Origin of the sequence: Evansella clarkii (assembly GCF_002019695.1) — a bacterium.
Taxonomy (GTDB): Bacteria; Bacillota; Bacilli; order Bacillales; family Salisediminibacteriaceae; genus Evansella; species Evansella clarkii.
Genome location: NZ_KV917376.1, coordinates 4,159,473 through 4,180,020, shown reverse-complemented (window position 1 = coordinate 4,180,020; position 20,548 = coordinate 4,159,473). Strand labels below are relative to the sequence as shown.

The following is a 20,548-nucleotide window of genomic DNA, read 5'->3' as shown; positions in this document are numbered from 1 at the left end:
TATCTTAACACTTATTCAAATAAATTGAATTTCATATATAGGCTTTGTATAAATATGACGAACATTACTTTTCGATTGCAGCATAAGATGGCGACTGTCTCTACCTCTTCCAGCTTAGCTCCGAAGAATATCCGTCGAGACAACTCGATGCATTTGCGGCGAAGAAGATGCTCGTTCCTGCGGGAAAAGCATGAGAAGCTGAAAATCCATTTTTGACGGCATTTGACCGTCAAAAATTAGTTGAAGCCGTGCCCGCAGAACGCGTCCGTCTGAAGAGTAAATCGAACAACAAAGTAACATTTTAAGATAATGTTGTAATGTTAAAATCCAAATTATGAAATTCATTTATTCACCTACATAACAGAATAACAGAATAAAAGAATAATAGAGGGGAGTATGTCAATGAATGAACAGTTTAGTAAACCGAAGCGCTTTGGGCAAATCCTGGATCATACGTTTCAGTTAAGTAAACAGTATTTTAAACATTTAATGAAGATTTTCTTTCTTCTTATAGGCCCGCTGATTGCTCTTGAAGCAATAATTCAGCTGGCGTCAGGGGTCAGTTTTTTCAGAGATGCTGCCGGCAGCGGTGCAGCCTGGTTTGAAGAATTCATAGCAGGTGAAGCAGAGGAAGAGTTGTTTGCAGGGGGACTTGGAGCTGCCCTTGGATTATTATCTCTTGAATTCATCAGCCTCCTCCTTTTCCCGATTGCTCAGGCAGCTGTACTTTTTACTGTAAATGACATAAGACTTGGCGAAACCTTTACCGTTGGCACGGTAATCAAACGGGCTTTTTCAAGGTTTTGGGGTATACTTGGAAGCACAATTTTATTTATCCTCATCTTAACAGGGATATTTATAGTCACTATATTGCTGATTACTATGCTTACTTTCGATGCTGGCGGTATGGGAATTGCGGGCACGATTATTTTTATCCTTCTGCTACTGCTGGGAATCGGTTTAGGGACCGGCCTTCTCGTTACAAGGCTCAGCTTTTATTTCGGTTCCGTAGTTCTTGATAAAGTCACCCCTGGATTTGACCGAAGCTGGGGGTTAACCAAAGGGCGTACGTGGTTTTTACTAGGGTTATATATTGTGTTCTTCCTTATTATTACTGCGATTAGCTTCGCGATTGAGACAACTTTTGGAGCGCTTCTCGGTAATAGTGTACTATTTAACATCGTGCAGAATATAGCGCTTCTTTTCACAACAATGATTATGTCAGTAGGATACGCAGTGATGTTTCTTGATGCAAAAACAAGGAACAGTTCCGATGATCTGAAAGGGATGCTTGACGATTATAATAAAGACAGTTAATTGAAATCACTGCTTAGGCGGCTCGTCCGCCTGAGCTTTGTCTGTATATTAAACGAGGGGCTTTGAGATAGCTCTGTTTTTTATGTAAACTGTGTTAATTTTAGTGTAAGGTGCGAGACTGTCTCTTCCTCTTCCAGCGTAGCTTCGGAGAGTATCCGTCGAGACAAATCGACGCATTTGCTGAGGAGCGTTGCTCTTGCCGGTCGGAAATAGCAACGAGCAAAGCATCATGAAGCACTGCGAGTTGTCTCGACTCATACTGCCCCAGAGCAATACTGGCAGAGGAAGAGACATGGTCTCAAACCCAAGAAAGCTGGGTGATGGATAAATGTCTGATCAGGCGAGGCGGAAGATAGAAGAGATACTGAGCGACAGGGAATATCAAATCTATTATGAGGAATCTCAAAGTTTAACAGCATGGCTGATTGAAAGAATCGATCACTGGATCGGAGAACTGCTCTCAGCTTTATTTCCAGGAATAGAGCCGGCAGGTAACATTTCAGCAATAGCTTTTCTCCTGTTTATCATTGCAGTCCTTGGTGTTATGGCAGTGATAATGATAAAGATGGGAAGGAGCCGGAAACAGCAGAAGGCTTTTCGGGATCGCAAGCCTCTGCAGAGTACAGGTGAGCTTGTATTGACTGTTGATAATCATCTGGCTGAAGCGGAAAAGCATGAGGAGGCCGGAGAATTTACACTCGCTGCCAGGCATATGTTTCTGGCACTGCTTCTTCATTTTCACGAGATCAGCTGGCTGGAGGCAAGAATCTGGAAAACAAACCTTGAGTACTACGAAGAACTGAAAAGTACAAATAAGCAAAGTGCGCAATTTTTCTATGAGTTTGTTCTTCTGTTTGATCAGGTAACGTATGGGAAGCGGACTGTAGGAAAAGAAGAGTACAGACGGTATAAAGAACAGGCAGCAAAATGGCTTAAAGCCGGTCAGCAGGAACAAGAAAGTGTGCAGGAGGGATGAATCTGTTTTGAATAAAAAATTATTCAACATAAAAACATGGCTATGGGCAGCTGTATTCGCTTTGTTTGCGATTTTCAGCTATATTGGTTTCGCCGGCCAGCCCGAAGAATTCCCTCCTTATGTATCACACTCGCCTTCTCCTACTGGGACGAAAGCAATTTTTACATATCTGGAAAATGAATATGAAGCTGTTGAACGGTGGAGTAATGAACCTGAACTTCTTCCTGGGGGAGGTGCAGGGCAGCTGCTCATTATGGTTGAGCCCCGGTTTACACCTGACCAGGAAGAAATGGATGCTTACCGGGAATACATAGAGTCCGGGAATACTGTTCTTTTATTTATGGAAAACCCTGTGGGAATGTTTGATATAAGAGCCGAATATGGAGCTGAACCACTGGAACAACCGGTGGAGCTGGAAAGGAATGACGGTAATGAGTTCAGTGCGGCACTAGGCTCTCCGGTCCGTATACAGACATTAGACGAAGATGAGATCCTTCTGTCCGACGACTTTGGGGCTGCAGCTGTCCGCCGCCCTGCTGGAGATGGTGAGTTGATTATCTCACTTTCGTCGGGCTGGCTTGTTAACGGCAACCTGCTTGATAATGACAACATCCCTCTTGCTCTATTTTTAATTAGTCAAGGAAACCAGGAGGGAATAATATTATTTGACGAATATCTTCATGGTGACGGTCCAGCTGTAACAGCAGTTTACCCAATGGCTTTTCTGGTTTTTCTCCTTCAGGGAGCGATTGTCGCTCTTTTATGGCTATGGTCTAAAGGTAAACGGTTCGGACCTGTTTTTGAGCCCCGGGAGGAAAGTGTCAGATATAGTGATGAAAGTATCAGAGCTTTAGCTGCATGGTATTTACGCCTGAAGGGGGGCCGTTTCAACGAGTCCCTTCAGATTCAGGCGGACTACCTGAGGATGCTTATGCAGCATCACTGGAGAATTCCAGGTAAATATAGCTGGAAAGAGACAGAAGACCAGCTGAAACTTAAATGGCAGGGAAAGTCAGAAACAGAAATCGCAGCATTTGTTTTGGGGCTTGAAGAAGTGCTGTACAAAGAAAAAGTAAGCAGACAGGAATATCTGCACTGGTCCAGGAAATTAGACAGCCTGAAGAAAGAGGTGGAGAAAGAATGAAAACCGAATTAGCAGCATTACTTGAAAGTTATGATAGCAGAATACTAGGGCAGCGTACTAATCTGAAACTCATGGTGGCAGCAGCCCTTGCCGGCGGGCATGTTCTCCTTGAAGGAGTGCCGGGAACGGGTAAAACTCAGATGGTCCGTACTCTTGCTGGACTAATTGGGGGAGAATTTAAACGGATTCAGTTCACTCCTGACCTTTTGCCAAGTGATATCACTGGCAGTACCATATTTAATATGAAAGAAAGCACTTTTAAAACAGTGAAGGGCCCTGTTTTTACTAATATATTGTTAGCTGATGAAATAAACCGAACTCCGGCAAAAACCCAGGCCGCCCTCCTGGAAGCGATGGAAGAATAGCAGTTGACAATCCAGGGAGAAACATACAGACTTGATGAAGTATTCTTTGTAGCGGCAACACAAAATCCGATTGAATATGAAGGGACATATCCGCTGCCGGAGGCACAGCAGGACAGGTTTCTCTTTAAACTGCACATAGAGTTCCCTTCCTTTGATGAGGAGCAAAATGTATTAAAGCAGGTTCTTGAAAACAGACTGTCTCCTGATAATCTGGAAAGTATCCTGGACCTTAATGCCTTTCTTCAAATACGTAAGGAAATTGAGGAAGTAACAATTAGTGATGAGGTGCTTCGTTATACAATGGAGATAGTGAGAAAAACGAGGGACACAGAAGCTGTGCGGTTAGGTGCAAGTACAAGAGCGGCAATTTCCATCGGGAAAGCCGCTAAAGCATGGGCGTATCTTGGCGGGCGAAATTACGTGACTCCGGATGATATTAAGATGACAGCAAAACCAGCATTAAGGCACCGGATTCAGCTGTCACCGCATGCGGAATTGGAGGGGGCTACTGTTGACCAGATCATTAACGAACTTGTGGGGGCGGTTCCTGTTCCGAGATAGAGGTGTACTTCCTGCCCTAAATCTTCTGATTGCCGCAATAGTTCTGTCATTCATAATTATTGCTGCTGCTTTCGCAGGTGTTCCGTGGGTTTTTATAATTTCAGGAAATTTACTTTTACTGGCAGTAAGTCTGCTTGACTTGCTATTTTCACCAGGGAAAAAGGATGTAGGCATACGCCGGATAATGGCTGAAGAACTGGAGAGAGGCAAAGATTACTCTGTAAAGTTGGAAATAGACAACCATTCCCCTTACGACTGTCAATTTACGATCACAGATGGATTGCCTCAGTCATTCAAAAGGCCATTTCCGTTAAGGGGAACTGCGGAGGGCCGTAAAAAAACTGCTATTATTTATGAAACTCGTGCGCCTGTCAGAGGAGATTACGAGATTAATAAACTTTATATAAGGTACAAAAGCCGTCTCGGACTTTGGGAAAAGCAGTTGTCCTCTGATATCCAATGCCAGGTAAAAGTGATTCCCGATTTAACCGATGTGAAGGAGTATCTGGAAAACGCTCAGCGATTCCTTATGTATGAAGGGGAAAAGATTCGGAGGCGGAGAAGCGGATCAGGAGAATTTGCCAAGGTAAGAAATTACGTTGTCGGGGACGATCCAAGAACGATTAACTGGCGGCAGACGGCAAAACTTCAGGAAGTCATGGCTAACGAATACGAACCTGAGCACGGCAAGTATATTACTGTTTTAATCGACTGTGGCAGAATGATGGGCGCAGAACTGAAGAAAGGGAACCGGCTGGAAAGGTCCCTCGAAGCCGGCCTTACAGTGGCAGCTGCCGCCCTGCAAAAAGGGGATTATGTTTCTGTCATAGCTTTCGGAAAAGATGTAAAAACGTATGTGCCACCTGCAAAAGGGATGGGGCACTTACAGACGATTTTGCAGGCAGTATACAGCCTTGAAGCAGAGGCTGCTGAACCGAATTACGGGGAAGTTCTCAATTATTTGCAGACAGTGCAGAAAAAAAGAAGTCTCCTGCTGCTGTTCAGTGATGTGAGAACATTTCTTCATGAGGAAAGTGCTCTTCATTATATAAAACGGCTCAGGCAGCGCCATTTGTTTCTTATGCTCGGAATAGAAGATGAGAGGCTGAAACAGCATGCAGATGCTTCACCAGCCGACGTTCAGGCAGCAATGGTGAGGAGTATGGCCCAGCATCAGCTGCTCATTAAACAACGGGAAAAGGTGAAGTGGGAAAAACAAGGCCTCCACATGATGGAGGCCAGGGAGGAACGGCTGGCCAGCGCAGCAGTTTCCAATTATATTGATATTATGAACCGGGGGTTACTGTAAGTTTCTGATTCTTTTTTTTTCAATAGAGCGCTCCCAATAGCCACGTACAGTATAAGACCTGCAACTGTAAGGATCGCTGTAAAGTACTTAGCTTCAAGGGAAATAGCTGCCGGGGTAATATAGCCTTCAACGATCCCGGCGATGATAAACAGGGGAATCGTTCCCAGCAACAGCTGTACAGAACGTTTCGCCTGTTCCTTTAACTGGTAAGATCTTTTAAACGGCCCAGGCACAAAAAGCTTGTAGCCCATCATCAGCCCTGCACCGCCGGCGATAAAAATGGCCGCGAGCTCTATCATTCCGTGGGGGACAATGTAAGCCCAGAATTCATATGTCATTCCGTAATGCCAGTATAAAGCTGCAAGTGCTCCTACAATAATGCCGTTATAGATAAGTATGTAAACAGTTAACAGGCCAAAAGTAATTCCGCCGGCAAACGCAAGGATGGCAACCTGAATATTGTTAGTCATTATGCTCGCTGACATAAGAGATGAATCAATTGAGTCGTGTCCAGCCCCGAGCTGTTGCGGGTCAACCGCCTGAGCCATCTCAGCCGGCACGACGGAATAGAGATTAAGAGGCTCGCTGGCCACCGACCAGAAAGCACCTGCTCCTCCGATAAAGAAGAGAAACAGTGCAGCCACGGCGAATTTCCACTGTTCGGCAAGAAGACCGATAAACTTAGTACTGAAAAAATAACGTATCTGCTTCATACTTGAAATCTGGTCTTTATAAAGAAGATTATGGGCTTTCGCAGTTAGTTCGTTTAAATATGCCGAGACATCTTCGTTTGCAAAGTACGTTTGCGAGTAGGATAAATGCTGGGCGGTTTTCTGGTAAAGGCTGTGGAAGCGGTCGATATCTGAGCCGGTGAGCGTGGATTTGTTTTTATGGAATTTAAAAGTCAGCTCCTCAAGCTCTTTCCATTCTTCACGATGCTGTTTTACAAATTGATTAACATTCACTTTAGCACCTTCTTCTGCAAATATAGATTGATAAACTGATATATTTATTAATAATACTACCACTGACATGCAGATTATCCAATGAATCGAGGTGAAATAAATGGAAAAAGCTGAGAACAAAATCTCTGTAAAAACACCTGAATTTGTGTCCCTCCAGTTTCATCCTGCCGGGCTTGGGAGCCGTGCAGCGGCATTTTTAATAGATCAGCTTATATTAATGCTAGTAAATCTGCTGATAATTGTTTCGGCGTTTTTAATTATGAGCGGCCAGCAGGAATTTAATCTCGTATTTGACGCCGTTCCCTCTGTCCTTGCGGGAGCAATCATCCTGGTTTTTATCATTAACAGCGGTTATTTCCTTGTCCTTGAATACTTTACTGGCGGCAGAACTATCGGAAAAAAAATCCTTGGCGTACGTGTCATCCAGGAAAACGGACACAGCATAACGCTTCTTTCCAGCTTGATCCGTAATCTGCTTCGTCTGATCGATTCTCTGCCCGCCGCTTATTTGACAGGAATCCTGATGATTTTTTTCCACTCAAGGCATAAACGGCTCGGGGATATCGTTGCCGGAACTCTCGTAGTTCATGAACGGGGGAAGAAGGGGAAGAAAAGAGAAGGGGATATTGAGACAGAAATTAAGGAGCGGGGACTTTCAGCTAATGATATTGAAGTCGATGAGTTTGCTATGAGATCTTTTGGGAAAAAAGAATGGAATTTGCTTAAAGCATACAGTGAGCGCTTCAGGCAGCTGCCTGAAGAGGAGAGAAGAGAAATGTCCCGCAGAATGGCAGCTGCACTCCTTCCAAAAGCAGGGCTTGTAACAGAAGGTAAAAGTAATGATGAGCTGGAAAGCATGCTTCTCGTTTTGTATCTGAAGATGAAAGAAGAATGGGAATATGAACTATAACAAAAGGAACAGCGCAATGAGAGCGCTGTTCCTTTTCAGTAGTGTTTTAGTAACCAACAGGGACGAAACCGGAGTGGTCAGTGTTATAGCCGATAATATCCGGACGGGGAATTTCGTTCCAGCGCTCAGGGTCTACTTCGAATATTTCTTCAGAAGCTAAACCATAGAGCCACTCGTGAATTCCATTGGCATTAAGCTGAATATTTCGTCCTCTGGCACGCTGTCCCAGGTTTCCGTCTCTTGTATTTCCGGAAGTTTCAAAGAAAATCGCCGGGTTGCTGTGTCCATCTGCGTTCATTCCATCATATTGGAGGCCGAGCATCATCGCAGAAACAACACCGCCATGAATGTCGATTTCATGGAAACCAGTTCTGGCATTTCCAACAGTGTAACGGTCAATACTCATATAGCCGTAATCTTTTAGACCGTCATAAACATACACATTCATCTGGCGGGCAATATCCTCATAAAGACCATCTTTAATTCCTGGAAGTGTCGGGCCTCCCGGAGCTAAAGAGATACCTAAAGACATAGTAATTGCGTCCCCGGTTTCTGCGTCTGTTTTCAAACCCTGGTGATGGATATCAAGGGCATAGTCAGGCTGAATGTCTGACCAGTATTCGAACCATGCAATAGATTCTACAGCACGGAAAGCACCAGTTGCCCAGTCTCTGTTAAGGTCGATTGTAAGTGGTCTGCCGTTAGTTCCCACACGAGGCTCGCCAGTTTCCTGATCTATCAGCATAGTTGTACGGGTATTCATTTCGCTGCCATCTGGGTTATACATCGGAATAAAGTACATCGTCAGTTCATCCATGATTTCCCGGTTTTCAGCTGACTGGTTATTCACATACATTTTTAAAAGATGAAGGGTAGCTTCTGTACCGTATGGCTCATCCCCGTGAATCCGGCTCTGCACCCATACCTTTTTGTCACCATTACCAACTTTTGCTACGTAAAGGTCGCGGCCTTGTTCGCTTTTACTGTACTCATAACCAAGATCCTCCAGAGTGAAGAGCTCAAGGGCACCTTTACTTCTTCTCTCAAGGTTTTCCAGTTCCTTAATCATATCATCATAGCCTATGATGCTTGATAGATTCGTATTACCTTCCGTTGATGGATGGTTTTTCACAGCAAAAGCAGAAGCAGAGAAAACAGACAGAAGCATCAGGATACTCAACAGGGAAATTAGCGTCTTCTTCAAAAAATCAACCTCCTTTTAGTTTTGTAATCACTTGCAATGTTCTTGATGTATGTAATTTTCACCTCCATTTGTTTCGGTTGTCTAAATTATAGTAGAGGGAAAAAGGGGGAACATGCACCTATAGTTGGGCTTTTGTATATATGAAAATAAGATAGCAGGCGTTAACCATACTGAAGAACTAATAAACTTATAATTTTCAATATTAAGAATATTGTAATCATTGAAATAACTAGATGATTGGGAAGTAGTTCCATGAGATAAGCGTCATTTCCTTACTATTTTGAAGATAATGGAATCCCATTGCCTAAAAACAGTTCTTTAGTCCTTTTTAATAATATATGATTTAATATATTTTAATTTAAATATAAGCATTATTAAGTTCAAATGGCATGGATGTGAGAGGGTTTTGTGATTAAATTACCAGGACTTTAGTTTCGTGAATGGCATAGCGGAATGAGGATTCAATCCGTCTGTAAGCGTAGTGCTTACGAATCCGATCCGCAAAGAGGCACATTCACAGTTATTTTGATTTTCTCCACCATATCTCAATACTCAATCATAGATCAAGTTGTTTTCTTTTGTAAAATAAAGGTATCCTTACTTTCCTAAGAGAATTATAAATTAAGATATTTAAGGGGGAGTTTAAGTGAGTGAAGATAAATATAATGCTGCAAAACAAAATAAGAAGCCTGAGGAAATCTCGAAAGACGGAGCATTCAAGCGGCAGAAAAACAGGTTTACTACTCCATTTGGAGAGAAACCTGGGGAACTGCCAGTAGAGGCAGGAAGGTACAGGCTGTTGTGGTCCTCTGCATGCCCGTGGGCACACCGTGCAGTAATTGTCCGCAGACTTCTCGGACTTGAGGAGGTTATTAGTCTTGGTACAGCCAGCCCGATTCGCCCGAAGATTGACCGGGTAGATTGGGAGTTTTCCCTTGATGGGGAAGGCAGGGACCCAGTGTTAGGCATAAAGTACATAAGTGAAGTTTATGTTAATTCTGACCTGAATTATTCCGGCCGCCCGACGGTGCCAGTTATTGTGGATGAAAAGACAAAGCAGGCTGTGAACAATGACTATTTTAAGCTGACTAACTATCTTGAAACAGTCTGGTCGCCATATTTTAAAAAGAATGCCCCAAATTTGTATCCGAAAGATTTGCGTGCTGAGATTGATGTGCTGAATGAGACGATTTTTCACGATATAAATAATGGTGTTTATAAATGCGGGTTTGCTCAGTCTCAGGAAGCTTATGAAACAGCTTTTGACAGTCTCTTTACAAGACTGGATGAGTTTGAAGAACGTCTTGACTCACGAAGGTTCCTGTTCGGTGATTTTATTACCGACTCGGATATTCGGCTGTATTCAACACTAGTCCGTTTTGATGCAGCTTACTATAATGCTTTTAACACCAACAGGAATTTAATTCGGGAATACAAGAATCTATGGGGCTATGCCAGGGATCTTTATCAGACTCCCGGGTTTGATGACACGACTGATTTTCAGGCGATAAAAGAGCATTATCACTTATCTATTACTATTAACCCAAATAATACTGAAGAGAGAATATTGCCAAAGGGGCCTGATTTATCAGTATGGGAAACACCGCATAACCGGGAAAAACTTAGTGATAAAGCTGATAAGTTCCTGCTTTTTAACCGCTAATATATAGGAAGCAAATGGAGGTATATAGTGCAAAATGATGATTAGAGATGCGAAAAAGCAAGAATTAGAGTTTATCAGAAAACAGAGGGTTGAGGCATATCGGGACCACGTGCAAGCCGTTCCTCCTGAACACTGGGAAGCTCTCAAAGGTGCAATTTCCTCTGAGGCGGACAGTCAGGCTGAAGTGGAAGTAATTGTGGCTGAAATCGAAGGGAGCATCGTCGGCAGTGTGGTGTTGTTTCCAGCTGAATCAGATGCCTATGAGGGTTATGTGGATAAACTCGCTTATCCGGAAATACGAATGCTTGCTGTTGACCGGAAAGCGAGAGGGAAAGGTGCAGCGTACGGACTTGTTGCAGAATGTATCAGCAGAGCGAAAAAGAAAGGTTACAAATACATTGGACTCCACACAGGGGAATTTATGAAGGATGCAATGAAATTATATGAACGGATGGGTTTTGAAAGGGTGCCTGAGAATGACTTTGTGCCAGCGGATGACGGAATAGTCGTAAAAGCTTTCCGGAGGGCGGTATAAAGTAGGGGAGATGGAAAATTAATGAGGCCTGTGTATTTCATCGCTGGTTTAACAGCTATAGTGTTTTTAGCTTGGGGAGTAATATATTTTCAAAACTCTGCAATAGAGAAAGTTTCTGCGAGGAACGGGGTAATCGAGATTTTAGAAATGATTGATACGGGCGGAGGTATTTTCGTGCTGGCAGATACAGGTGATTTTATCTCTGGTGAAATATATGAAAAAGGCCTTCTCGGATGGAAAGCAGTTTTCTTCAGCCAGGCAGTTAATGACCGGAAAAATGAAACTATTATCCGTCCGGAAAGCATCGGATATGTATCAGACAAAAATATGGGCTTCCACTATGGGTATGCAGATGGGGCGAAAGTAGAGGCTGTTAAGTTTCAGGCTGATGGGATGGAAATGAGCAGTAAGGTGACCTCCCATTTCTGGGTGATACCTGCATTACAAGATGGAAGCGATGGCAGCTTTATTGATAGCCAGTTCAGTGCCATATTGAAAGACGGGACGGAAGTATACCATCCTTTTGAGGAAATAAATTAACAGGATTTAGCTGGAGGCGGAGAGATGTTTGATCAGATGCCGTATGACTGTAAGTTTGAGTGGGGACGACGGGGAGCAAAAGAAGCAGCAAAACGGGGTGAAATCATAATTATTGTTGATGTACTCAGCTTTTCATCCACTGTCGTTACAGCTGTTAATTTTGGTGCTGTAATTTATCCATTTCCTCCTGAAGAGGACGGTAAGGCTTATGCTGAAAAAGTTGGGGCTGAGCTCATTCTTGGAAGAGCCGAGGCAGCAAAGGCCGGCAAGCCTACATTATCCCCTGTCACGTTTAACAAAGAACATGCAGGTGGAAAATTTGTTCTGACTTCTCTAAACGGGGCTTTTTGTACCTGGGTTGCTTCAGATGTTCCTGCTTTGTTAATCGGATCACTGCTGAATGCATCCTCTGTCGCAGAGGCAGCCAATCGACTGAGAAAAGAGCTGAAAAAACCTGTAACTGTCGTAGCTTGCGGGGAACGGTGGGCCGAAGTTAAGGAAGACGAAGATGCCCTTAGGCCGTCAGTCGAGGATTATTTAGGTGCAGGGGCAGTGCTTGCCAAAATGGAAGGCGGGAAATCTCCAGAAGCGGAAGTGTGTGCAGCGGCTTTTAACAGTTCAGCAGACCGCCTCTCAGAACTGCTTTGGGAATGCGGAAGCGGCAGAGAACTGCGGGAAAGAGGACATGGAGCTGATGTAGAGCATTGCAGCCAGCTGGATGTTTATAAAATAGTGCCCGTTTTGGAAAATGGTATTTTTACAGCAAATTTTTATTCTTAGGGGGCGGGGAGTAAATGGATGACGGGCAGCTGCACAGAACTGTAACAGATGGTACCAGATATGACTTATGGCCGGATCAAAGCGGGAGCAACGGGGTTATTTCTTACGATAGCCTGACCGCAAACCCGGTTTTTTCAAGAGGTGTTAACAAAAGGATGAGGGCTGATACCGTTGTGACAGTGAACCTGAAGTGGCTTGAACTGGAAGACACTTTCGAAATGATTGCCGAATAAATAAACGAGTGGATAGCGGGAAAACTAGGCTGAATGAAAAACATTTCACAGGAGTGAGCATAATGCAGGTTAACGGGCAGATTATTTCAGGAGAGTTCGATGAATCAGCGAATCAATTTGTGCTTCAGCAAATTAAACATTCACAGACAGAGTCTGCACTGACTGAAAAACAGCTGAAAACACTTTGTGACTATCTGGAAAAGCATCGTGACGAGCCAGACGGGCAGATCGTTACACTCTATGACCAGCTTCTCGTCCCATTAAACCAGGAAGAAGTCGTTCAGCTCCTTAGTGAGTTGGAAGAGCTGCGCGGGATGTATCGTTAATTTAATTGAATCCTGTTTTTTCTGGTTTTGTAAATAACACAGCAGGAGACTCCATAGAAGTCTCCTGCTAAGAGTTAACTTTACTTAGTAGTTTAAGAGACTTAGCTCTTAAGTAACCCAGTAGATTGAACTTTAACTATTTAGTTGCTCAAAGAACTGAATTTTTGTAAAATTTAATTTAAGGCGCTTTTATAAAATGATATGGATAAAGTAATGCTGATTTTTGTGAAAGGTGCGAGACGCCTGCAGCAGATATCGACCACAAAGTATAAGAGAGCCAAATTTTAAAGGAGGTTTACGATGCTGCTAAAACCCCGCACTACCCCCCGTGAACTTTTATTTCTCCGCACATTGAGTCCTCGTATGATGTTTACAGAAGAACAGATGGAAGATTATATTAATTTAGAAAAAGGTTATGAAGGTGAGCTTAAATTCGATGCATTGATGGACAATCAGAAGAGAGAGCATTTATTAATCAGGGATTTATTTCTAACGTGTAACAAGTCAGACTTTCAGCTGGATAACTTATTATTCACTCCAGAGAGAATTTACCAGCTTGAAGTAAAAAATTTTGAAGGGGAACATTATATTGAAACTGAAGCTTGGTACACTTCCACTGGAAAACAAATTAAAAATCCCCTGCTGCAGCTGAAAAGAAGTGAAAATCTGCTGAATCAGCTTCTGTACAAAATGAAAGCAAACATGAAAGTTGACTCCTACTTGATTTTTATTAACCAGGAGTTTACATTATACAGCGCCTCTCAAAGCCTGCCTGTGATTCTACCCTCTCAAATAAACAGATTCCTCAAGAAGCTATTTAAAGATGACAATACCCAAAATTTTATCTATCCCAGGCAAAAGGGTATAGCTAATCAGCTCATTAAGCTCCATAAAACTGAAACACCATATATGCAAATTCCTGAATATAACTACAGAAAACTTAAAAAAGGCTTAGTATGCAGCCATTGTATGGGCTGGATGGAAGTAAGTATCCAGGGTAGAGTAAAGTGCTCCCATTGCAGCAAAGAAGAATTCTATTTGTCAGCTATTGAAAGAAGTGTAGAAGAATTTAAGCTGCTTTTTCCTAACGAGCCCCTGACAGTGAATAGGATTTTTAATTGGTCAGGGGGATGTATATCCAGGAAAACTGTTCAAAGGTATTTAACTGATCGTTATAAAAAGAATGGGAAAGGAAGAAGTATATTTTATGAAAAAAATTAATTTTTGTTGATAACAGTAGACAGTTACAGCAGGTAGAACCAGATAGCTGGGTTTTAAAATTTGCTGAGAGAAAGTGTTAATAAGGACAGACCTGTGAAAATGGAGATGTATCCGTCACATTAAAAGACCCTAAATTGAAACTGTTTTAAGAAAGTTATTACTCTGGACAAGTCCAGGCGGAATCCCTGAAATTTGTCTAGCAAACGATGGAATCTGGACAAATCCAGACGGAATCCCTGAAATTTGTCCAGCAAACGATGGAATCTGGACAAATCCGTCGAGAAAGAAGGAGATTTGACCAGCAAAAATGACTTGCTGGACAAATATGCGGAAGGTCAGCAGGGTTTGTCCAGATAAACTAACAGGAAATGGTAAATGGTTAAAAATGAGCAATTATTCTGGACAAATCCAGGCGGAATCCCTGAAATTTGTCTAGCAAACGATGGAATCTGGACAAATCCGTCGTGAACGAAGGAGATTTGACCAGCAAAAATGACTTGCTGGACAAATATGTGGAAGGTCAGCAGGATTTGTCCAGACAAACTAACAGGAAATGGCAAATGGTTAAAAATGAGCAATTATTCTGGACAAATCCAGACGGAATCCCTGAAATTTGTCCAGCAAACGGTGGAATCTGGACAAATCCATCGTGAACGAAGGAATTTGACCAGCAAAAATGACTTGCTGGACAAATATGTGGAAGGTCAGCAGGGTTTGTCCAGATAAACTAACAGGAAATGGCAAATGGTTAAAAATGAGCAATTATTCTGGACAAATGCAGACGGAATCCCTGAAATTTGTCCAGCAAACGATGGAATCTGGACAAATCCGTCGTGAACGAAGGAGATTTGACCAGCAAAAATGACTTGCTGGACAAATATGCGGAAGGGCAGCAGGGTATGTCCAGATAAACTAACAGGAAATGGCAAATGGTTAAAAATGAGCAATTATTCTGGACAAATCCAGACGGAATCCCTGAAATTTGTCCAGCAAACGATGGAATCTGGACAAATCCGTCGTGAACGAAGGAGATTTGACCAGCAAAAATGACTTGCTGGACAAATATGTGGAAGGTCAGCAGGGTTTGTCCAGATAAACTAACAGGAAATGGCAAATGGTTAAAAATGAGCAATTATTCTGGACAAATGCAGACGGAATCCCTGAAATTTGTCCAGCAAACGATGGAATCTGGACAAATCCGTCGTGAACGAAGGAGATTTGACCAGCAAAAATGACTTGCTGGACAAATATGTGGAAGGTCAGCAGGGTTTGTCCAGATAAACTAACAGGAAATGGCAAATGGTTAAAAATGAGCAATTATTCTGGACAAATCCAGACGGAATCCTTGAAATTTGTCCAGCAAACGGTGAAATCTGGACAAATCCGTCGTGAACGAAGGAGATTTGACCAGCAAAAATGACTTGCTGGACAAATATGCGGAAGGGGAGCGATATATGTCCAGATAAACTAACAGGAAATGGTAAATGGTTAAAAATGAGCAATTATTCTGGACAAATTCAGGCGTAATCCTTAAAATTTGTCCAGCAACAAAGACTTGCTGGCCAAATATGCAGAAGGCCAACAAGATTTGTCCAGCAAACTTAAAAACATGAGAAACATCCTCCGCGACAAATCTCAAAAAGTTGAATCCCTGACAAACCACCAAAGTTGAACCCACGCCTCCTTATAACCTATAATAATGGAAACAGATACTAAGTGGAGGTACATTCATTATGGCAAAGGATAGTTCATTTGATATTGTTTCACAGGTTGATTTTACGGAAGTGCAGAATGCGGTGACGATGGCAACAAAGGAAATTCAGAACCGTTATGATTTCAAAGGAAGTAAAAGCAGTCTTGCTCTTGAGAAAGAGGAGCTCGTTCTTGTTTCAGACGATGAATATAAGCTGGAGCAGCTGAAAGATGTGTTGTTCAGCAAACTGATTAAGCGGGGAGTCTCGATGAAAAGTATGGACTATGGCAAAATTGAACCTGCTTCCGGAGGTACGGTGCGCCAGCGGGCAAAGCTTATTCAGGGAATTGACAAAGAAAATGCAAAAAAGATTAATAAAATTATTAAAGACAGCGGTGTGAAAGTGAAGAGCCAGGTTCAGGATGACCAGGTGAGAGTCAGCGGCAAAAGCCGTGACGACCTCCAGAAGATTATCGCTGCGATTAAAGAAGCAGATCTTCCGATTGACGTGCAGTTCATTAATTACCGATAATTCACATAATAAAATATGGAAAACGCTCCTGCCAGGCAGCAAGGGGCGTTTTTTTTTTCTGCATGCCTGAGAATTTATGTAACTTATAACCTCTCAAAGCGTATATATTGTTAAATAATAGTGGGGGGACTTGACTTATGAAACATAAAGGATGCATTAAATGCGGGCATACGGAAGCAAAAACAAAGGAAATAGCAACTACAGGAACAGGGCTTTCTAAACTAATGGACATACAGCACAATAGATTTCTTGTTGTATATTGTACAAACTGCGGTTACAGTGAGCTATACAATAAACAAACATCAAAAGCCTCAAATGTAGTGGATTTCTTTTTTGGAGGATAATATTCCGCCAGCAAAATAATTACTCCATCCATATCCATCCATCTCCTGCTAAATTAGCAGGTTTTTTTTGTATAATAAACTTCTACTTTGGAAAATTAAGTAAAACACTCTTAGTCAGGAGCCCCCAATGAATAACAGGACGATCAACCAGAATACTCGCTATTACAGAGCGTATGTCAGTTCCTTTAACACAAATATTATACATAAGAAAAATCCCTGGGTGGCAGCCTGGTGGTCCGCAGCTTTTCCAGGGATGGGCCATCTGCTTCATGGTTCTTATATTAAGGGATTTATATTTTTTGCATGGGAGTTCATTATTAATATTGGCGCTCGAATTAACGAAGCGATGGTATATTCCTTTACAGGACAATTTGAACTGGCCAAAGCCACGCTGGATACGAGATGGGTACTTTTATACATAGCAGTTTATATTATTTCTATCTGGGACAGCTACAGGACATCAGTTGAGATCAATAAAATTTATATATTAGCTAACAAAGATAAAACGCCTATTATACCGTTTAATATGAGTGCATTAGGCCTGAACGCTCTCGATAAAAGGCAGCCATGGCTGGCGCTTATATGGTCAGTTTTGATGCCAGGGATGGGCCATCTTTATCTGAAAAGAACTCCTAACGGTTTTGTAATACTATTTTGCTGGATAATTTCAAACTATTTTTCAAATTTCCTGACGGCATTTCACTTAACCCTTCTTGGAGATTTTGCAGGGGCAAAAGAAGTTATAGACCCCCAATGGGCTCTGTTTCTTCCATCACTGGTTGGCTTTGCGGCTTATGATTCATACACAACCGCAGTGGAGTATAACAGATTATTTAATACAGAACAGGCAGAATACCTGGAAAAAGAGTATCAGCTTCTTGATCTTAAATTATAGTGGAAAAGGTGGACGGGCCTAATGCTTGTGGTTTCTTCCTTTGAATATTCCGAATCAATTGAGATAGCTATCGCGCTCCTGGAGGAAAATGGAGTGAGCAAGGAAAAAATCCTTGCCGTTCCTTTTACAAAAAAAAGGGAGGAAATTAAACTGTTTGACAGTATCCACTATTCAGATGGTGTCAGCCTCTTTGATCTTGCTGCAGCCCTGGGTACAGTTTTTTCGGTGCTGGGCGCCAGCTTCGGTTTCGTTCTAACCTGGGGCCCAATAATTTGGGGACTGCTCGGCTTCACGATAGGTGCAGCGTTAGGTTTCGTAATCGACTATTTCTGGACTAAGCAAAAAATAAAAAAAAGAGCAAATGCCCCAGCTTCAAAAACAGAAGTTGTCCTGATAATAGAGTGTGATGAGACCTTGGGGAAGACAGTGGAGGATATATTATGGAAAAACCTTGCTGTTGGAGTCGCTAAAGTTAAAAAACAAAGTAATTCCTGATATTTCAGGGTTCATAGAAGGATGGATAAGTAAATGAGCCTAGGTATTGAAATAGTGTTACGAACTGTTCTGGCTTTTTTTATGATGATTTCAATTGCTCATCTCCTTGGTAAACAGACAATTTCCCAGATGACATACCATGATTTTATTGCTTCGGTGATGATTGGCGGGATTGCAGGCAACTTAACATTCAACACTCAGATAAATATCAGGCAATTTATTTATGCACTCCTGTCTTTAACTGTTTTGCTGCTTCTTACTACGCTTTTGTCTTTAAAAAGCCGGAAACTCAGAACACTTACTGCAGGGGAGCCAACTGTAATTATTCAGGATGGTAAGATTCTTGAAAGGAATATGAAGAAGCTCAGGATGACATTTGACTCGCTGAATGAATCGCTGAGAGAAAAGAACATATTTGATATAGAAGAAGTAGAACATGCAGTCATGGAAACTGACGGACATGTTTCTGTATTAAAAAAGCCTGATTATCGGACAATAAGGAGGAAGGATCTCGGACTTCTCACAGCAGGAAAGGCGAAATTTCCAGTCGAGCTGATAATGGACGGAGAAATTGTGGAGAAAAACTTCCGGCAGAATTCTCTGACGCTGGACTGGCTGACAATGGAAATGTCTCAGCGTGGAATTAAGCTTGAAGATATATCTTACTGTGTAAGAGGCACGAATAATCAGCTGTATTTTGATTTATATGACGATCAGATCCATTCACCTATTGATAAAGAATGAATTCAAGCAAAGGCTGGGATTTATATTGATGAAAAAAATATTTTTATTTTTGGTTATCTTCAGCTTTTTTCAGGCAGGAAGTGTTTTTGCTGAAACGAAAGATGGAGTGGTTTTTATAGTCAAGTCATCAGGTGAAGCCGTAAATCAGTCGGTGCTCACTGCCGAGTCTTCAGCATTACTAAAGGGAGTAAAAGAAGGTGTGCCAACAAAAAGAATAGAAAAGTTTCCACCTTCAGATAGTTACTTTCTGTATGAAGATGAGCCAGGAATATTAAAAACCATAGTAAAAGATGAATCGGGAAGGTTTTTTGAATTACAATCCGGGAGAGAAATTGAATTTCCCGCTGAAACGAGGAAAGAGATACTAAATTATCTAGGTTTTCTCCGGGAAAAACATTATGGAGAGTTCGTCAGCTGGGAAGAAGCTGAACAACTTTTTCCAAGGTATGCCAGCTTTAAAATCACTGATCTTGAAACAGGACGGAGTTTTTATGTGCAGCGGAGAGCGGGCAGCCATCATGCAGATGTACAGCCTCTAACGGAAAAAGATACGGCAATCATGAAAGAAATTTATAACGGGAAATGGAGCTGGAAGCGGCGCGCAGTGCTTGTTCATGGGGAAGGGGAGGACTATGCAGGTTCTATGCACGGAATGCCTCACGGTGCAGGGGCATTAAGCAACGGTTTTCCGGGGCATTTTTGTATTCATTTCAAGGGAAGCACTACTCATACATCCGGAAAAGAGGACCTGTCTCACCAGGCTATGGTCCATAAAGCAGGAGGTTCACTGTTTCAATTTGTGAGAGAGCTTCCAGCAGAAGAAATTGTCAATTTATTCTTTATTTCGTTAAACCAGAACGATCTTGATTTACTCCGGTTAATTTATAATGGTGATAAGGACGTTAGCACACTAAAAGGCTTGATTAGAGAAACTGAATCTGTAAGGATTATTGAACAATCTCCAATTAATGATAATCAGCCTCTTGTCTATGAAACGACTGTAAAGTACAGAATTAAAAAAGCCGGCAGGGGAGAAGAAACAGAAACTTTTACATTTCGTGCAGTAAGAGAGTCGCCGGCAAGTGAATGGAAGCTGGAAAAAGTCCCATCATCTGGCAATAGTGAAGAAGCCTCACTCCATTTTTCGGAGTGAGGCATTTTGACGGACAATTAATCATGCGCGAATTCTTGCCTGCTGCCTATGCTTTGTAATTTTACTGCAAAAGCTGTTTTAAATACAATACATGTTCTCTGTCTCTGTCGAGTATGTCTTCAATGAGCATCCTGCTTTCCGGATCCAGGTCGCCTCTGACTATCTCTTCAGAAATTTCTATCCCGTAATGGCCTTCTCCTATGATCGCCTGTTCTAAAATTCCTTCCGAGTCATGGGGCATGGTGTATTCGCTCATTCGTCCCTGAATAGAACCCATGACACCTTCACTGTCGACAGGTCTGCCGCCCAGGTTCTGTATTCGTTCGGCTACTCTCATGGCATGCTGTTTATGTTCCTGCTGTATTGCCTGGAACTCTTTTTTCAGTTCCTCATCTTCCAGCCTCTGGATCAGCCGTTCGTATGAATGGATCCCCATGTACTGTCCTCTCAAAAATTCATTAAGTGTATCGATGACATTATTTTTACTCATGGCGATTTCCTTTCCTTGCAATTTATTAAGATAATCTTTGTACCTGAAAAGTATTTGTACAAATGAGATAAGCGATACGATTTTCGGGTAAGATAATATCAGGAGCTTGTTATTGCCCAACACTTTGTTGTATAATGCTTAGATGAGTTTTCT

At 42.2% G+C, this 20,548-nt stretch carries 22 protein-coding genes and 1 pseudogene; 20 read left to right on the top strand and 3 right to left on the bottom strand.

What is annotated here, in order from left to right; translation table 11 throughout:
- Positions 1 to 402 precede the first annotated feature (402 nt).
- From BK582_RS19755 to BK582_RS19735, 5 genes and pseudogenes are all read left to right on the top strand, one after another.
- Positions 403 to 1,317: a hypothetical protein gene (locus BK582_RS19755; RefSeq protein WP_078596685.1), complete on the top strand. Its 915-nt coding sequence runs from the start codon at positions 403 to 405 to the stop codon at positions 1,315 to 1,317.
- A 328-nt stretch (positions 1,318 to 1,645) separates the two neighbouring features.
- Entirely contained in the window at positions 1,646 to 2,293 is a 648-nt protein-coding gene (locus BK582_RS19750) for a DUF4129 domain-containing protein (protein ID WP_078596684.1), read from the top strand.
- A gap of 7 nt (positions 2,294 to 2,300) precedes the next feature.
- Positions 2,301 to 3,437, top strand: a complete 1,137-nt coding sequence (locus BK582_RS19745) for a DUF4350 domain-containing protein (RefSeq protein ID WP_169911151.1) — start codon at positions 2,301 to 2,303, stop codon at positions 3,435 to 3,437.
- Positions 3,434 to 4,363 (top strand): annotated as a pseudogene (locus tag BK582_RS19740) (AAA family ATPase). The gene BK582_RS19745 and the pseudogene BK582_RS19740 overlap by 4 nt, the downstream one beginning before the upstream one ends.
- Complete coding sequence (locus BK582_RS19735) at positions 4,314 to 5,672, top strand: DUF58 domain-containing protein (protein WP_244895436.1); 1,359 nt, start codon at positions 4,314 to 4,316, stop codon at positions 5,670 to 5,672. Before BK582_RS19740 ends, BK582_RS19735 begins: the two are co-directional and overlap by 50 nt.
- Here BK582_RS19735 and BK582_RS19730 read toward each other — a convergent pair.
- Positions 5,639 to 6,637: a stage II sporulation protein M gene (locus tag BK582_RS19730; protein WP_078598159.1), complete on the bottom strand. Its 999-nt coding sequence runs from the start codon at positions 6,635 to 6,637 to the stop codon at positions 5,639 to 5,641. The genes BK582_RS19735 and BK582_RS19730 overlap by 34 nt on opposite strands.
- Positions 6,638 to 6,737: 100 nt before the next feature.
- Here BK582_RS19730 and BK582_RS19725 point away from each other — a divergent pair, with 100 nt between their 5' ends.
- Positions 6,738 to 7,547 carry an RDD family protein gene (locus BK582_RS19725; protein ID WP_078596681.1) on the top strand — a complete coding sequence of 270 codons (810 nt, stop codon included), beginning with the start codon at positions 6,738 to 6,740 and terminating at the stop codon, positions 7,545 to 7,547.
- A gap of 46 nt (positions 7,548 to 7,593) precedes the next feature.
- Here the strand turns inward: BK582_RS19725 and BK582_RS19720 are convergent, their stop codons facing one another.
- Positions 7,594 to 8,751, bottom strand: a complete 1,158-nt coding sequence (locus BK582_RS19720) for a M14 family zinc carboxypeptidase (RefSeq protein WP_078596680.1) — start codon at positions 8,749 to 8,751, stop codon at positions 7,594 to 7,596.
- Between the two features lie 646 nt (positions 8,752 to 9,397).
- Between BK582_RS19720 and BK582_RS19715 the strand changes: the two genes are divergently transcribed.
- From BK582_RS19715 to BK582_RS19635, 14 genes are all read left to right on the top strand, one after another.
- Positions 9,398 to 10,414 (top strand): glutathione S-transferase family protein, encoded by a 1,017-nt coding sequence (locus BK582_RS19715; RefSeq protein ID WP_078596679.1) that lies wholly within the window; start codon positions 9,398 to 9,400, stop codon positions 10,412 to 10,414.
- A gap of 34 nt (positions 10,415 to 10,448) precedes the next feature.
- Complete coding sequence (locus BK582_RS19710) at positions 10,449 to 10,949, top strand: GNAT family N-acetyltransferase (protein WP_078596678.1); 501 nt, start codon at positions 10,449 to 10,451, stop codon at positions 10,947 to 10,949.
- 21 nt (positions 10,950 to 10,970) lie between these two features.
- Entirely contained in the window at positions 10,971 to 11,489 is a 519-nt protein-coding gene (locus BK582_RS19705) for a hypothetical protein (protein WP_078596677.1), read from the top strand.
- 24 nt (positions 11,490 to 11,513) lie between these two features.
- Positions 11,514 to 12,269 (top strand): 2-phosphosulfolactate phosphatase, encoded by a 756-nt coding sequence (locus BK582_RS19700; protein WP_078596676.1) that lies wholly within the window; start codon positions 11,514 to 11,516, stop codon positions 12,267 to 12,269.
- A 14-nt stretch (positions 12,270 to 12,283) separates the two neighbouring features.
- Complete coding sequence (locus BK582_RS19695; protein ID WP_078596675.1) at positions 12,284 to 12,502, top strand: hypothetical protein; 219 nt, start codon at positions 12,284 to 12,286, stop codon at positions 12,500 to 12,502.
- A gap of 62 nt (positions 12,503 to 12,564) precedes the next feature.
- The gene (locus BK582_RS19690; RefSeq protein WP_078596674.1) at positions 12,565 to 12,828 is read left to right on the top strand and encodes a hypothetical protein; all 264 of its coding nucleotides are present in this window, start codon (positions 12,565 to 12,567) and stop codon (positions 12,826 to 12,828) included.
- A 300-nt stretch (positions 12,829 to 13,128) separates the two neighbouring features.
- Entirely contained in the window at positions 13,129 to 14,049 is a 921-nt protein-coding gene (locus BK582_RS19685) for a nuclease-related domain-containing protein (RefSeq protein WP_078596673.1), read from the top strand.
- Between the two features lie 428 nt (positions 14,050 to 14,477).
- The gene (locus BK582_RS19680; RefSeq protein WP_139368273.1) at positions 14,478 to 14,702 is read left to right on the top strand and encodes a hypothetical protein; all 225 of its coding nucleotides are present in this window, start codon (positions 14,478 to 14,480) and stop codon (positions 14,700 to 14,702) included.
- 1,080 nt (positions 14,703 to 15,782) lie between these two features.
- The gene (locus tag BK582_RS19660; RefSeq protein ID WP_078596668.1) at positions 15,783 to 16,274 is read left to right on the top strand and encodes a YajQ family cyclic di-GMP-binding protein; all 492 of its coding nucleotides are present in this window, start codon (positions 15,783 to 15,785) and stop codon (positions 16,272 to 16,274) included.
- Between the two features lie 137 nt (positions 16,275 to 16,411).
- On the top strand, positions 16,412 to 16,618 hold the full coding sequence (locus tag BK582_RS19655; protein WP_078596667.1) for a zinc ribbon domain-containing protein: 207 nt from the start codon (positions 16,412 to 16,414) through the stop codon (positions 16,616 to 16,618).
- Positions 16,619 to 16,745: 127 nt separating this feature from the next.
- Positions 16,746 to 17,513: a hypothetical protein gene (locus BK582_RS19650; RefSeq protein WP_078596666.1), complete on the top strand. Its 768-nt coding sequence runs from the start codon at positions 16,746 to 16,748 to the stop codon at positions 17,511 to 17,513.
- Positions 17,514 to 17,534: 21 nt separating this feature from the next.
- Entirely contained in the window at positions 17,535 to 18,008 is a 474-nt protein-coding gene (locus tag BK582_RS19645; protein ID WP_078596665.1) for a hypothetical protein, read from the top strand.
- Between the two features lie 33 nt (positions 18,009 to 18,041).
- Positions 18,042 to 18,752, top strand: coding sequence for a DUF421 domain-containing protein (locus tag BK582_RS19640; RefSeq protein ID WP_078596664.1), 711 nt, complete (start codon positions 18,042 to 18,044; stop codon positions 18,750 to 18,752).
- 28 nt (positions 18,753 to 18,780) lie between these two features.
- On the top strand, positions 18,781 to 19,905 hold the full coding sequence (locus BK582_RS19635; protein WP_078596663.1) for a hypothetical protein: 1,125 nt from the start codon (positions 18,781 to 18,783) through the stop codon (positions 19,903 to 19,905).
- A gap of 61 nt (positions 19,906 to 19,966) precedes the next feature.
- Here BK582_RS19635 and BK582_RS19630 read toward each other — a convergent pair whose 3' ends face one another.
- Positions 19,967 to 20,395, bottom strand: a complete 429-nt coding sequence (locus BK582_RS19630) for a ferritin-like domain-containing protein (protein ID WP_078596662.1) — start codon at positions 20,393 to 20,395, stop codon at positions 19,967 to 19,969.
- Between the last annotated feature and the right edge of the window lie 153 nt (positions 20,396 to 20,548).

Bases quoted from the DNA above. Each gene is read 5' to 3' on its own strand.
- BK582_RS19755 (WP_078596685.1), top strand. From the start codon at position 403: ATGAATGAACAGTTTAGTAAACCGAAGCGCTTTGGGCAAATCCTGGAT.
- BK582_RS19750 (WP_078596684.1), top strand. From the start codon at position 1,646: ATGTCTGATCAGGCGAGGCGGAAGATAGAAGAGATACTGAGCGACAGG.
- BK582_RS19725 (WP_078596681.1), top strand. From the start codon at position 6,738: ATGGAAAAAGCTGAGAACAAAATCTCTGTAAAAACACCTGAATTTGTG.
- BK582_RS19710 (WP_078596678.1), top strand. From the start codon at position 10,449: ATGATGATTAGAGATGCGAAAAAGCAAGAATTAGAGTTTATCAGAAAA.
- BK582_RS19705 (WP_078596677.1), top strand. From the start codon at position 10,971: ATGAGGCCTGTGTATTTCATCGCTGGTTTAACAGCTATAGTGTTTTTA.
- BK582_RS19700 (WP_078596676.1), top strand. From the start codon at position 11,514: ATGTTTGATCAGATGCCGTATGACTGTAAGTTTGAGTGGGGACGACGG.
- BK582_RS19695 (WP_078596675.1), top strand. From the start codon at position 12,284: ATGGATGACGGGCAGCTGCACAGAACTGTAACAGATGGTACCAGATAT.
- BK582_RS19690 (WP_078596674.1), top strand. From the start codon at position 12,565: ATGCAGGTTAACGGGCAGATTATTTCAGGAGAGTTCGATGAATCAGCG.
- BK582_RS19685 (WP_078596673.1), top strand. From the start codon at position 13,129: ATGCTGCTAAAACCCCGCACTACCCCCCGTGAACTTTTATTTCTCCGC.
- BK582_RS19660 (WP_078596668.1), top strand. From the start codon at position 15,783: ATGGCAAAGGATAGTTCATTTGATATTGTTTCACAGGTTGATTTTACG.
- BK582_RS19655 (WP_078596667.1), top strand. From the start codon at position 16,412: ATGAAACATAAAGGATGCATTAAATGCGGGCATACGGAAGCAAAAACA.
- BK582_RS19650 (WP_078596666.1), top strand. From the start codon at position 16,746: ATGAATAACAGGACGATCAACCAGAATACTCGCTATTACAGAGCGTAT.
- BK582_RS19645 (WP_078596665.1), top strand. From the start codon at position 17,535: ATGCTTGTGGTTTCTTCCTTTGAATATTCCGAATCAATTGAGATAGCT.
- BK582_RS19640 (WP_078596664.1), top strand. From the start codon at position 18,042: ATGAGCCTAGGTATTGAAATAGTGTTACGAACTGTTCTGGCTTTTTTT.
- BK582_RS19635 (WP_078596663.1), top strand. From the start codon at position 18,781: ATGAAAAAAATATTTTTATTTTTGGTTATCTTCAGCTTTTTTCAGGCA.
- BK582_RS19630 (WP_078596662.1), bottom strand. From the start codon at position 20,395: ATGAGTAAAAATAATGTCATCGATACACTTAATGAATTTTTGAGAGGA.